The following is a 12,411-nucleotide window of genomic DNA, read 5'->3' as shown; positions in this document are numbered from 1 at the left end:
ACACAAATATGCTGATTAAAATTTATGGAAGCGCAATTCATGGAGTTGCAGCACAGACTATTACTATTGAAGTCAATATAGATACAGGAGGAATAGGGTATCATTTGGTAGGACTTCCCGATAACGCGATCAAAGAAAGCAGTTACAGAATATCGGCCGCACTTAAGAATGTAGGATATAAAATCCCCGGAAAAAAGATTACGATTAATATGGCTCCTGCAGATCTCCGTAAAGAAGGTTCTGCTTACGACCTGAGTATTGCTATCGGAATTTTAGCCGCATCCGATCAGATTCTTGCGCAAGATATTCAGGATTATATCATCATGGGAGAATTGTCTCTGGATGGCAGTTTGCAACCTATAAAAGGCGTGTTGCCAATAGCGATTCAGGCAAGGGAAGAAGGCTTTAAAGGAATTATACTTCCCAAACAAAATACCCGTGAAGCAGCCATTGTCAATAATCTGGACGTGTATGGAGCAGAAAACATAAAAGAGGTCATTGATTTTTTTAATGAAGGAAAAGCTTTAGAAAAAACCGTTTTAGATACCCGGAAAGAATTTCAGGATAAAATCAATATGTTTCCGTTTGATTTCTCAGAAGTAAAAGGGCAGGAATCCGCTAAAAGAGCGATGGAGGTTGCTGCAGCAGGAGGTCATAATATTATTTTAATTGGTCCACCCGGAAGTGGTAAAACCATGCTGGCAAAAAGAGTTCCCAGTATTTTGCCTCCTTTAACGCTGAAAGAAGCTTTAGAAACAACTAAAATTCATTCTGTTGCAGGAAAAATGGGTGCAGAAACTTCATTAATGACAGTTCGTCCGTTCCGATCACCTCATCATACTATTTCGGATGTTGCATTAGTCGGAGGCGGCAGTTATCCGCAGCCGGGAGAGATTTCACTGGCCCATAACGGGGTTTTATTTTTAGATGAAATGCCAGAATTTAAACGGACGGTGCTGGAAGTTATGAGACAGCCGCTGGAAGATCGGGAAGTAACTATTTCAAGAGCAAAGTTTACGGTAAATTATCCTTCGAGCTTTATGCTGGTTGCTTCAATGAATCCCAGTCCGAGCGGATTTTTCCCTGATGATCCGAATAATACTTCTTCTGTTTTTGAAATGCAGCGGTATATGAATAAACTTTCAGGACCATTGCTGGATAGAATTGATATTCATATTGAAGTACAGAAAGTAGAGTTTGAGCAGTTGGCAGAAAAAAGAAAAGGTGAAAAAAGTGAAGTGATAAGAAAACGGGTACTTGTAGCACGCGAAATTCAGAATGAGCGATATAAAGATTTGAAAATAAGTTATAATGCTCAAATGGGTTCTAAAGAACTGGAGCAATTTTGCGAGCTGGATGAGGTTTCATTTAACTTAATAAAAATGGCCATGGAAAAATTAAATCTTTCAGCAAGAGCGTATGACAGAATTTTGAAAGTAGCCAGAACGATTGCCGATCTTGAGGTTTCGGAAAATATTCTTTCACATCACATTTCTGAAGCCATACAGTATAGAAGTCTTGACCGGGATTTTTGGAAGATTTAAATTCCCTTCTTACCATTTAGAATCATCTGGATCATTTTTATCTTCCTGTTTTCTCTGGTTTCAGGTTTTTTGGCTTCTTCAATCCAGCGGATATATTCTTTTCTGTGGGTATAGCTCATCTTGTCAAATAAGAATTTCGCCTCTTGATTTTCATTAAAGATAATTACGATATCATCTGCTATTTCTACGGTTCTTTCTTCTTTATCCTCCACTAAAGAAACGGTTACACTGTCGCCAAATGTTTTGTTTAATTGCTTTCTGACGGCCTGTGTCAAACCTAAAATAGGGCAGTCGGATTTCATTTTTACCAGACTTCCACGATATTCCACTTTATCATCAAAAAGGGCTTTTATTTTTACCTGTCCTTTTTTATTGAAAAGTTCTTCTGTAGAAAACGGAAATTTCACAAACGCGGCGTTCATGTCTGCGTTTTGTTGTATAATAGCAGTAAACTGAATGGTCTTATTTTCCATCTGAAATATTCTAAAGTTGAGCTCAAAAATAAAAAAAACCGTGAAACATACATTTCACGGTTTATAAAATTATAATCAGATACGATTATTTTTTCTTAGTTTTTGTAGGAGGAGTTGTTGTTCCTGAGTTTTTTGTTTTTGTATCTGCAGGGGTGTTCTCATCTCTTACAAGTTTTAGCTCGTCAACAATTCTTCTTGCTCCGGCATATTTGTCGATTGTCCAAAGAACGAAACGAACGTCTACGTTGATTGTTTTTTGCCATTCTTGTTCAAAAACGATATCACCGCTTAATGCTTCGCTATTTCCGTCAAAAGCAATACCAATAAGGTTACCGTCTGCATCAATTACTGGAGAACCAGAGTTACCACCGGTAATATCATTGTTTGAAAGGAAGTTTACAGGCATATATCCTTTAGCATCTGCATATTGTCCGAAATCTTTTAGGTTGTAAAGGTCGATCACTCTTTGCGGAAGATCAAACTCTTCATCTCCTTTTTTGTATTTTCCTACTAAACCTGTCATGTCAGTATAGTAGTTATCAGTTACACCGAAATAATTTCTGTCTGTTCTGATTGGTAATTTATCTACTGTTCCGTAAGTTAATCTCATTGTAGAGTTAGCATCCGGATAGAATTTTTTCTCAGGCATCGCTTTCATAAGACCCGCTAAGAACATACGGTTGTTTTTCGCGAAATTATCATCTACTTTAGAATAGCTTTCAGCTACCAGTTTCTGGTCAGCGATTACACCGTTTGCGATTTTCCAAAGCTGATCTGCATCAAGCTTTAAAGCATCCGGATTCAACAAGAAGTTTGTTGCAGATGTTTTGTTTGCGAAAATAGAAGAATATGCTACATTAGAAAGGTTTTTAGCATCCAGTCCGAAGATGGTAGCAGAACCTACACTTTTATTAGTTACTCTTGCCTGGTAAAGAGTTACCATAGAACTTAGCATTTCACCTTCCAAAGAAGGGTTGAAGTTTTCATAAGCCGCTTTAAGCGCAGCTTCTGTTTTAGCTTTCATAGCAAGTCTTCCTGCCATATCCTGAGCAGCATAGGCTTTAAGTACATTTCCTACCTGTAGAGCTAAGCTGATGTATTTTGCATTTCTTGTAAGCTGAGAAGCGTAATTTCTTTCAACGTTTCTATCAGAAACCTGCTTGTAATAAGCGTCGATATCTTCTAAAACTCCGTCATAATCTTCGTTTCCAGCTTGCATAGACCAAACTCTGTACGTTTTTTCGATATTCTGCTTGTCAGAGATTGTTCCGTTTTTTTCAACAGCATCAATAGTTCCCTGTCTGTTTTTCCAGTAGTTAGCTACAGAAGCATATTGAGAAGCGTAGTTCAGCTGAGTTGCTTTGTCTTTATCCATATACTTCTTCATAACATCCATTGCTAATTTAGAAGCTTCTACCCAAGCCGGATAATCTTTGTTTACCATCTGCTGGATTCCATAAGATGTTAAATAACGGTTCGTTCTTCCAGGATATCCTAAGATCATAGAGAAATCACCTGGCTTCACTCCTTTAAGAGAAACCGGTAAGAAATGCTTAGGCTTCAATGGTGTGTTGCTTGGAGAAAACTCAGCAGGATTTCCTGCAGCGTCTGCATATACTCTGAAAACAGTAAAGTCAGCAGTGTGTCTTGGCCATTCCCAGTTATCAGTATCTCCACCGAATTTTCCTAATGATGATGGTGGTGCACCTACTAATCTGATATCTTTGTAATCTTGGTATACGAAATAATAGAATTCATTTCCGTTGAAGAAATCTCTTACCACTACAGTGTATTTTCCGTTTTCAGAGTTTTCTGTCTGGATTGCTTTAGTTTCAGCATCAATAACAGCTTTTCTCTCTGCTCCGGTCATTTTATTATTTAGCTTAGAATTGATTCTTTGCGTAGCATCATCCATTCTTACTAAAAATCTAACATACAGATCTTTTGCATTGAATTCGTCTTTCTGTTTCATTGCCCAGAAACCATTTTTTAAATAGTCTTTTTCCGGAGTAGAAGCAGCGGCAACTGCGCCATAACCACAGTGGTGATTGGTAAAGATAAGACCTTTATCAGAAACGATCTCTCCAGTACAGAAACCACCGAAACTTACGATAGCATCTTTTAAGCTGGAATTATTAACTGAATAAATTTCTTCAGGAGTCAAATGCAAACCTTCTTTTTGCATGTCAACACCATTAAGTCTTTTGATGAGCATTAAGAGCCACATCCCCTCATCTGCCCTCATTTGAGCAAAGCTCAATAAGAAAGTGAATAGTAGAAGTATTCTTTTCATTTTATAAAATAATTTTTGTGTCGCTAATTTACTAATTTTTACGATATTCTGTCCCGGATTGGTATGAAAATGGGTGTAGCTTTCATATGAGAAAGATATTCGTTTCAGTTTTGACGGTTTTGTTTTTAGGAATCCTGTTCAATTGTACTTCTGCTACAAAGCAAAACACAGCGATAAATACTCCTGAATATCACATCCAAAGACAATGGATGCTTGTTTCTTTTGAGAATTTTACTAAAGCTGATTTGATGAAGAATAAAGCTGAAATTAATTTGACAGGAAAACAGGAAGAGGGAAAAATCCGTGGTGGAGCTTACATGGGATGTAACAGCATGTCTTTTTCTGCTGAATTTAAAAATAACGGAAATGTGAAAATTTTAGCGTTATTATCTACCATGAAAGCTTGTCAGAATATGGAACTGGAGAATGAATTTCAGAAAAAATTTGAACACATGACAAAATATAAAGTGGAAGGTCATTTTCTTACATTGTCTGATGATAAAGGAAATTCTATGAAGTTTGTAGCGTCCGATTGGGATTAAATAGCTTAAAAATATAAAAAAGGAAAAGTTCGCATATGGGCGGACTTTCTTCTTTTGTTGAAAAATCCAAATGAGTTACTCTTTGTCAGAAATAGTTTTCAAAGATTCATTTTGTTTTTTTTCTTAAAAAATGGTAACTTGTAAATCTCATAAACATAGATAGAATTTAATGTTAGAAAAGAAAGAACATAATTACGAAAAAGCGGTTTTGGTAGGAGTGGTGACTCAGCATCAGGATGAAGAAAAGCTACAGGAATATATGGATGAGCTGGAGTTTTTGGCCTATACAGCAGGAGGTACAGTAGACAGACGCTTTACTCAAAAATTAACACAGCCGGATTCTAAAACCTTCATTGGAAGCGGAAAGGCTCTGGAAATAAAAGAATACGTAAAAGAAAACGGAATAGGAACGGTAATTTTTGATGACGAATTGTCTCCTTCACAGCTTAAAAATCTAGAAAGAGAAATCGAAGTTAAAATTTTAGACAGAACCAATCTTATTCTCGATATTTTTGCTCAGAGAGCGCAAACCTCGTATGCAAGAACGCAGGTAGAATTGGCGCAGTATCAATATCTTTTACCTCGACTGACGAGAATGTGGACTCACTTGGAACGTCAGAAAGGAGGAATCGGGATGAGAGGTCCCGGTGAAACGGAAATCGAAACTGACAGACGTATCATCAGAGACAGAATCTCATTGTTAAAAGAGAAGCTGAAAACAATCGATAAGCAGATGGCAACACAGCGAAACAACCGCGGGAAAGTGGTGCGTGCAGCTTTGGTAGGATATACCAATGTCGGAAAATCTACTTTGATGAATGCTTTATCTAAATCTGAAGTTTTCGCTGAAAACAAACTGTTTGCAACCCTTGATACCACTGTAAGAAAAGTAGTGATCGGAAACTTGCCGTTTTTATTGACAGATACAGTAGGGTTTATCAGAAAATTGCCGACACAGCTTGTTGAATCATTCAAATCAACATTGGATGAGGTGAGAGAAGCGGATCTGTTGATTCATGTAGTGGATATTTCTCACGAAAGTTTTGAAGATCATATAGAATCTGTAAATCAGACGTTAATGGAGATCAATGCCCATCAGAAACCGATGATCATGGTATTCAATAAAATTGATGATTTCAGCTATGAGAAGAAAGATGAGGATGATCTGACTCCTTCGACCAAAAAGAATATCTCTCTGGATGAATGGAAGAACACCTGGATGGCAAAATCAAAATATCCAACAGTGTTCATTTCGGCGTTAACGAAAGAAAACTTCCCGGAAATGAAAAAGATGATCTACGATGAGGTGATGAAGATTCATATTTCAAGATTCCCTTACAACGATTTCCTTTTCGAGTATTTTGATAATGACGAGGAAGAAAACAATCAGTAATGAAATATATTTTTCTCCTTTATTGCTTAGTATTTTCGGTTTCCGGCTTTGGTCAGAAATCAAAAATTGATTTTAAGAATATTGAGAAAAACCTGAAAGATCCTAAATCTCCCTACAATTACGAAAAGCTTATTTTCAAATTCAAAGGATTACCTAAATCTTTAGATTCCATAGAAGCACAGCATCTTTATTACGGAAGAAACTTTAGAGATATTGTCTCGACAGAAGATGAAAGCTTTAAAAATCTTGCTGAAGCCTTCAAAAATAAAGATTGGGATAACAGTATTAGCTTAGGAAAAGCGCTTTATTACAAAGATCCTACTAATCTGGATGTGCTTCTGATCCTGTTGCGTTCTTACGATGCCAAACAGGATGTCAACAATTTTGTTCATCATTTAAGCCAGTTTAGGCTTTTAACCGATGCCATAAGAAGTTCCGGAGACGGAAAGACAGAAAAAACGGCATACAACGTCAATTCTATGGGCGATGAATATATTCTTTTGAATATGATGAATATTGGGCTGGATTATACTAGAAGCTCAAAAGAATTAAAAGACGGAATTCTGGATGCTTGGGAGAAAGAAAACAATAAAATATACATCAAAGTCCTGTATTTGGGCATTAACATAAAAAATTAAAAAACAGCTTAGTGGAGTTATACTATTCATTTTCAGCTTTAATCGTTTTAGCATCAATATTTGCATATCTGAATTACAGATTTCTTAAACTCCCAAGTACCATTGGGATCATGGTAATTGCCATTGTGGTTTCGATCATACTGGTTTTTTTTGGTGAGAATTTTCTTCCCAGAACTTTCGGACATCTTAATAATCTGATGAACAGTATTGACTTCACAGAAGTTCTGATGGGAGCAATGCTTAATTTCCTTCTTTTTGCAGGAGGTATCCATATCAACATCAATGATTTAAAAGAACAGTTGCGCCCTGTTGTCATATTTTCCACAGCAGGAGTGGTGATTTCAACATTTATTGTCGGTTTCGGTATGTTTTATCTGTTGCCTTTGGTAGGACTGCAAATGCCATTCATTTATTGTTTGGTTTTTGGGGCGTTAATTTCGCCTACCGATCCTGTAGCGGTTTTAAGTGTTTTAAAACAGGCCAATGTTTCTAAATCCTTAGAAACAAAAGTAGCCGGAGAATCCCTTTTTAATGATGGTATGGCGGTCGTTGTTTTTACCGTGGTATTGCAATTGGCAGTTGGAAAAGAAGTCGATTTAGGAATTGAAAATATTGGACTTTTATTGATAAAAGAAGCAGGAGGAGGATTGTTTTTAGGAGTTTTGCTGGGTTGGGTGACTTCCCGATTGATGAGAGAAGTTGATGATTATATTATTTCTGTTTTGGTGACGCTTTCTGTCGTAATGGGAGGTTATCTTATTGCAAGGCAAATGCATATTTCAGGACCATTAACGATGGTTGCAGCAGGATTGTTTATGGGGAATTTTAATGTGAGATTTAAAATGAAGTCCATAACACAGGATTATCTGATCAAATTTTGGGAGCTTATCGATGAGATTCTAAATGCAGTATTGTTCTTATTCATCGGTTTTGAGCTTTTAATGATTAAAGATCTGAAACATTTCATGGTCCCGGGATTACTGGCAATCGTGGTTGTTTTAATAGCCAGATTCATTTCCATTTGGGGACCTACGAAATTCATGTCTCTGAGAACCCGATTCAGTCCGCAAACAGTAAAAGTATTGGTTTGGGGAGGAATCCGTGGCGGAGTTTCTATTGCTTTGGCGATGTCTATTCCTAAAAGTGAGTACAGCGAAATTATTTTAAGTATTACTTATTGTGTTGTTGTATTCTCTATTGTTGTTCAGGGACTTACCATTGCAAAAGTGGCCAATCCGAAAAAGATAGAATCCGAAGAAAAAGAGCAGGAAAATATTACTTTAGATGAATCTCATTAATGTATTGCAAATAAGTGAGTAATATGGTTAAAGAAATTGAAGAAGCTCTTGCTGTTTTATCCATTCCTGAAAAAGCAGAGTTTTTCCCAAAATTCTTCAAAACCGGAAAAGGGGAGTATGGAGAAGGAGATCTGTTTTTAGGTGTGAAAGTTCCGGATCAGAGATCTGTGGCGAAAGAATATTATGCGAAGATTTCATTACAAGATTTAAGTATTTTACTTTCATCAAAATATCATGAACATCGGCTGACTGCTTTGTTTATGTTGATTTCTAAATTTGAAAAAACAAAAGATAAAGCGGTAAAAGATGAAATCATTGAGTTTTATTTAAACCATTTGCAGTATGTAAATAACTGGGATCTTGTGGACTCAAGCTGTTATAAAATTCTTGGGAGACATGCGTTTGAAAATCAGCAGGAAGAATTATTAAGAAAGCTTGCTGCTTCCGAAGAAATGTGGCATAAAAGAATTGCTGTTGTAGGAACAATGCATTACGTAAAAAAAGGCTCTTATGAGCTCACAAAAGAATTTGTAACTCAGAATTTAAAACATCCCCACGATTTGATGCATAAAGCAAACGGATGGCTGTTGAGAGAAATGGGAAATAAAAATGAACAGGAGCTGCTCGGTTATCTGAATCAATACTATAAAGAAATGCCGAGAACCTGTCTTCGATACGCGATTGAAAAGCTGGATGAAGACTTAAGGCAAGATTATCTAAAAGGAAAAATCTGATGGATTGTTTTTTTTGGAAGACGGTAACCCACTATTTTTTGCACCTGATTTTTCCGGGGATTATTGCTTTTGTGTTCTATCGTAAAGACTGGAAAAAAGTATATCTGATTCTCCTGGCTACCATGTTGGTCGATTTGGATCATTTATTTGCAAACCCAATCTTCGATCCGAATAGAGGAAGTATAGGCTTTCATTTTTTACATTCCTATTATGCGATTGCAGTATATTTCCTGATGCTTTTTTTTAAAGGAAATATAAGAATTATTGGTATCGGGCTTTTGTTCCATATGCTGACCGATTTTCAGGATTTTCATTGCTGGTGTCATTAAAACTGTATTATATTTTTATTCCGGTATTCCAAAATCTACTGTTTTTTCGTAATTTGTAGACACTTATGAAACTAAAAGAATTATTACATTATACCTACATTTTCCCCATTCTGGCAGTCGGATATTATTTTTCCGGTGTGCTGGGTAAAGGAATGATTTATGACATAATTGGAGGTGCTTTACTTATCGGGAGTGTTCTTTCAGCAGTGCATCACGCAGAAGTAGTGGCGCATAAAGTAGGAGAACCTTTCGGAACCATTATTTTAGCACTTTGTATTACGATCATTGAAGTTGCTTTAATTATCTCACTAATGGTTGCCGGAGGAGATCAGGCGATTACTTTGGCAAGAGATACTGTTTTTGCTGCCGTAATGCTTATTCTGAATGGTATTTTGGGGATTTGTATTCTGGTAGGAGGAGTGAAATATTATGAGCAGTTTTTTGCCAGGACTTCAGCTACGACTTATCTTGTAAGTATTGTTTCAATTCTTGTTCTCACATTAGTATTGCCTAATTTTACCTCAAGTGTTAACGGGCCATTTTATAATCAGGCGCAGCTTACTTTTGTTTCTATAGCATGCCTTGTGATTTATGGAGTCTTTTTAATGGTACAGACGGTAAGACACAGAAGTTACTTTATTATTCCGGAAGAACATCCGGCAGAGCTTTATATTCCCTCGTTGGCTAAGACTTTAACGAGTTTTGTATTTCTTGTAATCTGTTTAGCTATTGTTGTGATGATGGCGAAAGGGTTGTCTTCATCCATTGAAAATATGGTACAGAGTTTAGGAGCTCCTAAATCTTTGGTCGGTGTTATTATTGCTGCCGTTGTTTTGCTTCCTGAAGGTGTGGCTGCAATTAGAGCTGCAAAAAGCAACCAGATTCAGTCGAGTTTAAACCTCGCTTTAGGCTCTGCATTGGCAAGTATTGGATTAACGATTCCCGCAGTTTCGGTAGTTTGTATTATGTATGATATTCCTTTAGTGTTGGGACTAGATAAAAAAGATGTCATTCTGCTTTCCTTATCGGTATTTATTGTAATGCTTTCCTTAAGCAGAGGAAAAACAAATATTCTCTATGGGACGGTTTTATTGGTAAACCTTGCAGCGTATATTTTTACGGTAATTGTTCCTTAATTTTTATCAAAGCCTTCTTGCGAGCTCCATTTTAAAAGCCATTAGCTTGGCTATGTTTTGTGCTTTATAGATTGCTAAATCAGCATTTTCTCCGGCAAAATTTTCTTCGACAGTTTGGGTCCATAAGCTAAGCCATTGGTCAAAATGGTCCTGTTCCATGGCTTTGATCTCATTAATGGGGAAGTGTGCTCCCATTGGATTTCCCTTATAAGTCATCTGTCCGAAAAGTACAGATTCCCAGAATGAATACATTTTAGGAAGATGCTGATCCCAGTCTACTTTTGCAACCTCTGTAAAAAAAGAGGCAATCTTTTCATTTTTAATTACTTTTGAGTAAAAAGAGTTGACAAGATGTTCTATATCTTCCCGTGTTTCCAATTTTTTCATAGGTCAAATTTAGTTTAAAATCAATTCATAAATTCATCCGGAAAGTTGATAAATTTCATGAAAACAATATTTTATCTTTGCAGAATATGAAGAGTGGAACTTTTAATGAAGTGATCTGCTAACAAAATTAAATTAAAAAAATGGCAAGAGGATTCAGACAAAAAATTCGCCAGAAAAATACGGAGAACAGCGGTTTTGGCAGCAATGCTTCCGGAAGGTTCATCAACAAAGACGGTTTTCCTAATGTCAAAAGGAGAGGAGTGAATGTTTTCAACAAGCTTAGCTGGTATCATACTATGCTGAACCTATCGTCATTTAGGTTCCTGTCTTATTTGGTGATTGCTTATATTGTCGTTAATCTTTGCTTTGCATTTATCTATTATTTGATTGGAGTAGAGCATCTTACAGGGATTGATAAGAGTGATCCGCTTAATGAATTTATTGATGTGTTTTTCTTTAGTTCTCAGACTTTTACAACGGTTGGATACGGAAGAATTGCTCCGGTCGGTTTTATGGCGAGTTTGGTGGCGACTTTTGAGGCTTTCTTAGGATTGCTTACTTTTGCCATCGCAACAGGTTTGTTTTATGGGAGATTTTCAAGACCGAGAGCCTATTTAAGATTTTCAGATGATACAATTATCGCTCCTTTTCAGGGAACTACAGCTCTGATGTTCAGGCTTGCTCCATACAAAAATAATGCATTAACAGATGCGGAGGTGATTGTTTCGACCGCAATTGAAGTGATAGAAAATGGGATTCCCAAAAGCAACTTTTACAGATTGGAAATCCAGATGAGTAAGATTAATACATTGGCACTGAACTGGACAGTGGTTCACAAAATTGATGAAAATTCTCCATTCTTCGGCTTTACAGAACAGGATTTTAAAAATACAGATATTGAGATCATTGTTCAGGTAAGAGCTTTCGACGAAGTGTTTTCCAATACTGTCGTTCAAAGGACTTCTTATGTATCTGAGGAAATCATTTTCGGAGCTAAATTTGTCCCGATGTATTCTCCGAGTAAAGACAACTTGTCGACCATTCTTGATCTCGACAAAATAAATGAATATCAAAAAACAGAGCTTCCTGCTACATTGGAAGTACAGCAATAATGAATTTAGACTTTTATAAAAAGCAGGCAATACAAAAGCAGAAAGAACATAAGAAATTTCTAGACGGATTGAAGAAAAAACCGCCTAAAAATCTCGATTATATAGTGCAGGATACCCATGATGAAGTTTTTGAAAAAATAGACTGTTTACAATGTGCAAACTGCTGCAAAACGACAGGGCCATTGTATACTGAAAAAGATATTGAACGCATCGCGAAACACCTTCGAATGAAAACCGCTGATTTTGAGGCTAAATTTTTGCGCGTAGATGAAGATAATGATAAAGTGCTACAAAATCTTCCTTGCTTTTTTCTCAATGATGACAACACATGTTCTATTTATGAGGTGCGCCCAAAAGCATGCAGAGAATATCCGCATACAGATCGAAAAAAGATTTACCAGATCAATAATCTGATGCTGAAAAATACGATTATTTGTCCTGCAGCCTACGAATTTGTAGAAAGTATGATGAAAAATATAAAGCAATAAATAAAAAAGCGTTGAAAATATTTCAACGCTTTCTCCTTTCACTT

13 protein-coding genes are annotated in these 12,411 nt (G+C 36.5%); 10 read left to right on the top strand and 3 right to left on the bottom strand.

Translation table 11 applies throughout. The features are described 5' to 3' along the window. Positions 1-8: 8 nt before the first annotated feature. Positions 9-1,544: a YifB family Mg chelatase-like AAA ATPase gene (locus JI747_RS07565; RefSeq protein ID WP_225687399.1), complete on the top strand. Its 1,536-nt coding sequence runs from the start codon at positions 9-11 to the stop codon at positions 1,542-1,544. Here the strand turns inward: JI747_RS07565 and JI747_RS07560 are convergent. Both JI747_RS07560 and JI747_RS07555 read right to left on the bottom strand, forming a co-directional pair. Then, positions 1,541-2,017: a YdeI/OmpD-associated family protein gene (locus JI747_RS07560; RefSeq protein ID WP_225687397.1), complete on the bottom strand. Its 477-nt coding sequence runs from the start codon at positions 2,015-2,017 to the stop codon at positions 1,541-1,543. The two genes, JI747_RS07565 and JI747_RS07560, sit on opposite strands and share 4 nt — an antisense overlap. 85 nt (positions 2,018-2,102) lie before the next feature. Beyond that, positions 2,103-4,310: a S46 family peptidase gene (locus JI747_RS07555; RefSeq protein WP_225687396.1), complete on the bottom strand. Its 2,208-nt coding sequence runs from the start codon at positions 4,308-4,310 to the stop codon at positions 2,103-2,105. An 86-nt stretch (positions 4,311-4,396) separates the two neighbouring features. Between JI747_RS07555 and JI747_RS07550 the strand changes: the two genes are divergently transcribed. From JI747_RS07550 to JI747_RS07520, 7 genes are all read left to right on the top strand, one after another. Then, positions 4,397-4,852 (top strand): META domain-containing protein, encoded by a 456-nt coding sequence (locus JI747_RS07550; protein ID WP_225687395.1) that lies wholly within the window; start codon positions 4,397-4,399, stop codon positions 4,850-4,852. Positions 4,853-5,021: 169 nt separating this feature from the next. Then, positions 5,022-6,245 carry a GTPase HflX gene (gene hflX / locus JI747_RS07545; RefSeq protein ID WP_225687394.1) on the top strand — a complete coding sequence of 408 codons (1,224 nt, stop codon included), beginning with the start codon at positions 5,022-5,024 and terminating at the stop codon, positions 6,243-6,245. After that, complete coding sequence (locus tag JI747_RS07540) at positions 6,245-6,883, top strand: DUF4919 domain-containing protein (protein ID WP_225687393.1); 639 nt, start codon at positions 6,245-6,247, stop codon at positions 6,881-6,883. Before hflX ends, JI747_RS07540 begins: the two co-directional genes overlap by 1 nt. Positions 6,884-6,894: 11 nt before the next feature. Continuing rightward, positions 6,895-8,181 carry a cation:proton antiporter gene (locus tag JI747_RS07535; RefSeq protein WP_225687392.1) on the top strand — a complete coding sequence of 429 codons (1,287 nt, stop codon included), beginning with the start codon at positions 6,895-6,897 and terminating at the stop codon, positions 8,179-8,181. A gap of 23 nt (positions 8,182-8,204) precedes the next feature. After that, complete coding sequence (locus JI747_RS07530) at positions 8,205-8,915, top strand: DNA alkylation repair protein (protein ID WP_225687391.1); 711 nt, start codon at positions 8,205-8,207, stop codon at positions 8,913-8,915. Beyond that, positions 8,915-9,244 carry a DUF6122 family protein gene (locus JI747_RS07525; RefSeq protein ID WP_225687390.1) on the top strand — a complete coding sequence of 110 codons (330 nt, stop codon included), beginning with the start codon at positions 8,915-8,917 and terminating at the stop codon, positions 9,242-9,244. The genes JI747_RS07530 and JI747_RS07525 overlap by 1 nt, the downstream gene beginning before the upstream one ends. A 65-nt stretch (positions 9,245-9,309) precedes the next feature. Then, on the top strand, positions 9,310-10,380 hold the full coding sequence (locus tag JI747_RS07520; protein WP_225687389.1) for a calcium:proton antiporter: 1,071 nt from the start codon (positions 9,310-9,312) through the stop codon (positions 10,378-10,380). A gap of 6 nt (positions 10,381-10,386) precedes the next feature. Here JI747_RS07520 and JI747_RS07515 read toward each other — a convergent pair whose 3' ends face one another. Beyond that, complete coding sequence (locus tag JI747_RS07515; RefSeq protein ID WP_225687387.1) at positions 10,387-10,767, bottom strand: group III truncated hemoglobin; 381 nt, start codon at positions 10,765-10,767, stop codon at positions 10,387-10,389. A 140-nt stretch (positions 10,768-10,907) separates the two neighbouring features. Here JI747_RS07515 and JI747_RS07510 point away from each other — a divergent pair, with 140 nt between their 5' ends. Both JI747_RS07510 and JI747_RS07505 read left to right on the top strand, forming a co-directional pair. After that, the gene (locus JI747_RS07510) at positions 10,908-11,879 is read left to right on the top strand and encodes an ion channel (RefSeq protein ID WP_225687385.1); all 972 of its coding nucleotides are present in this window, start codon (positions 10,908-10,910) and stop codon (positions 11,877-11,879) included. After that, on the top strand, positions 11,879-12,367 hold the full coding sequence (locus JI747_RS07505; protein ID WP_225687383.1) for a YkgJ family cysteine cluster protein: 489 nt from the start codon (positions 11,879-11,881) through the stop codon (positions 12,365-12,367). The genes JI747_RS07510 and JI747_RS07505 overlap by 1 nt, the downstream gene beginning before the upstream one ends. Positions 12,368-12,411: the final 44 nt, after the last annotated feature.

The sequence above is a fragment of the Chryseobacterium tagetis genome, from assembly GCF_016735585.2.
GTDB lineage: Bacteria > Bacteroidota > Bacteroidia > Flavobacteriales > Weeksellaceae > Chryseobacterium > Chryseobacterium tagetis.
The sequence above is the reverse complement of the archived record's forward strand: the minus strand, read 5'-3'. Positions and strand labels throughout refer to the sequence as shown.

Bases quoted from the DNA above. Each gene is read 5' to 3' on its own strand.
- JI747_RS07510 (WP_225687385.1), top strand. From the start codon at position 10,908: ATGGCAAGAGGATTCAGACAAAAAATTCGCCAGAAAAATACGGAGAAC.
- hflX (WP_225687394.1), top strand. From the start codon at position 5,022: ATGTTAGAAAAGAAAGAACATAATTACGAAAAAGCGGTTTTGGTAGGA.
- JI747_RS07530 (WP_225687391.1), top strand. From the start codon at position 8,205: ATGGTTAAAGAAATTGAAGAAGCTCTTGCTGTTTTATCCATTCCTGAA.
- JI747_RS07550 (WP_225687395.1), top strand. From the start codon at position 4,397: ATGAGAAAGATATTCGTTTCAGTTTTGACGGTTTTGTTTTTAGGAATC.
- JI747_RS07560 (WP_225687397.1), bottom strand. From the start codon at position 2,017: ATGGAAAATAAGACCATTCAGTTTACTGCTATTATACAACAAAACGCA.
- JI747_RS07505 (WP_225687383.1), top strand. From the start codon at position 11,879: ATGAATTTAGACTTTTATAAAAAGCAGGCAATACAAAAGCAGAAAGAA.
- JI747_RS07525 (WP_225687390.1), top strand. From the start codon at position 8,915: ATGGATTGTTTTTTTTGGAAGACGGTAACCCACTATTTTTTGCACCTG.
- JI747_RS07555 (WP_225687396.1), bottom strand. From the start codon at position 4,310: ATGAAAAGAATACTTCTACTATTCACTTTCTTATTGAGCTTTGCTCAA.
- JI747_RS07515 (WP_225687387.1), bottom strand. From the start codon at position 10,767: ATGAAAAAATTGGAAACACGGGAAGATATAGAACATCTTGTCAACTCT.
- JI747_RS07565 (WP_225687399.1), top strand. From the start codon at position 9: ATGCTGATTAAAATTTATGGAAGCGCAATTCATGGAGTTGCAGCACAG.
- JI747_RS07540 (WP_225687393.1), top strand. From the start codon at position 6,245: ATGAAATATATTTTTCTCCTTTATTGCTTAGTATTTTCGGTTTCCGGC.
- JI747_RS07520 (WP_225687389.1), top strand. From the start codon at position 9,310: ATGAAACTAAAAGAATTATTACATTATACCTACATTTTCCCCATTCTG.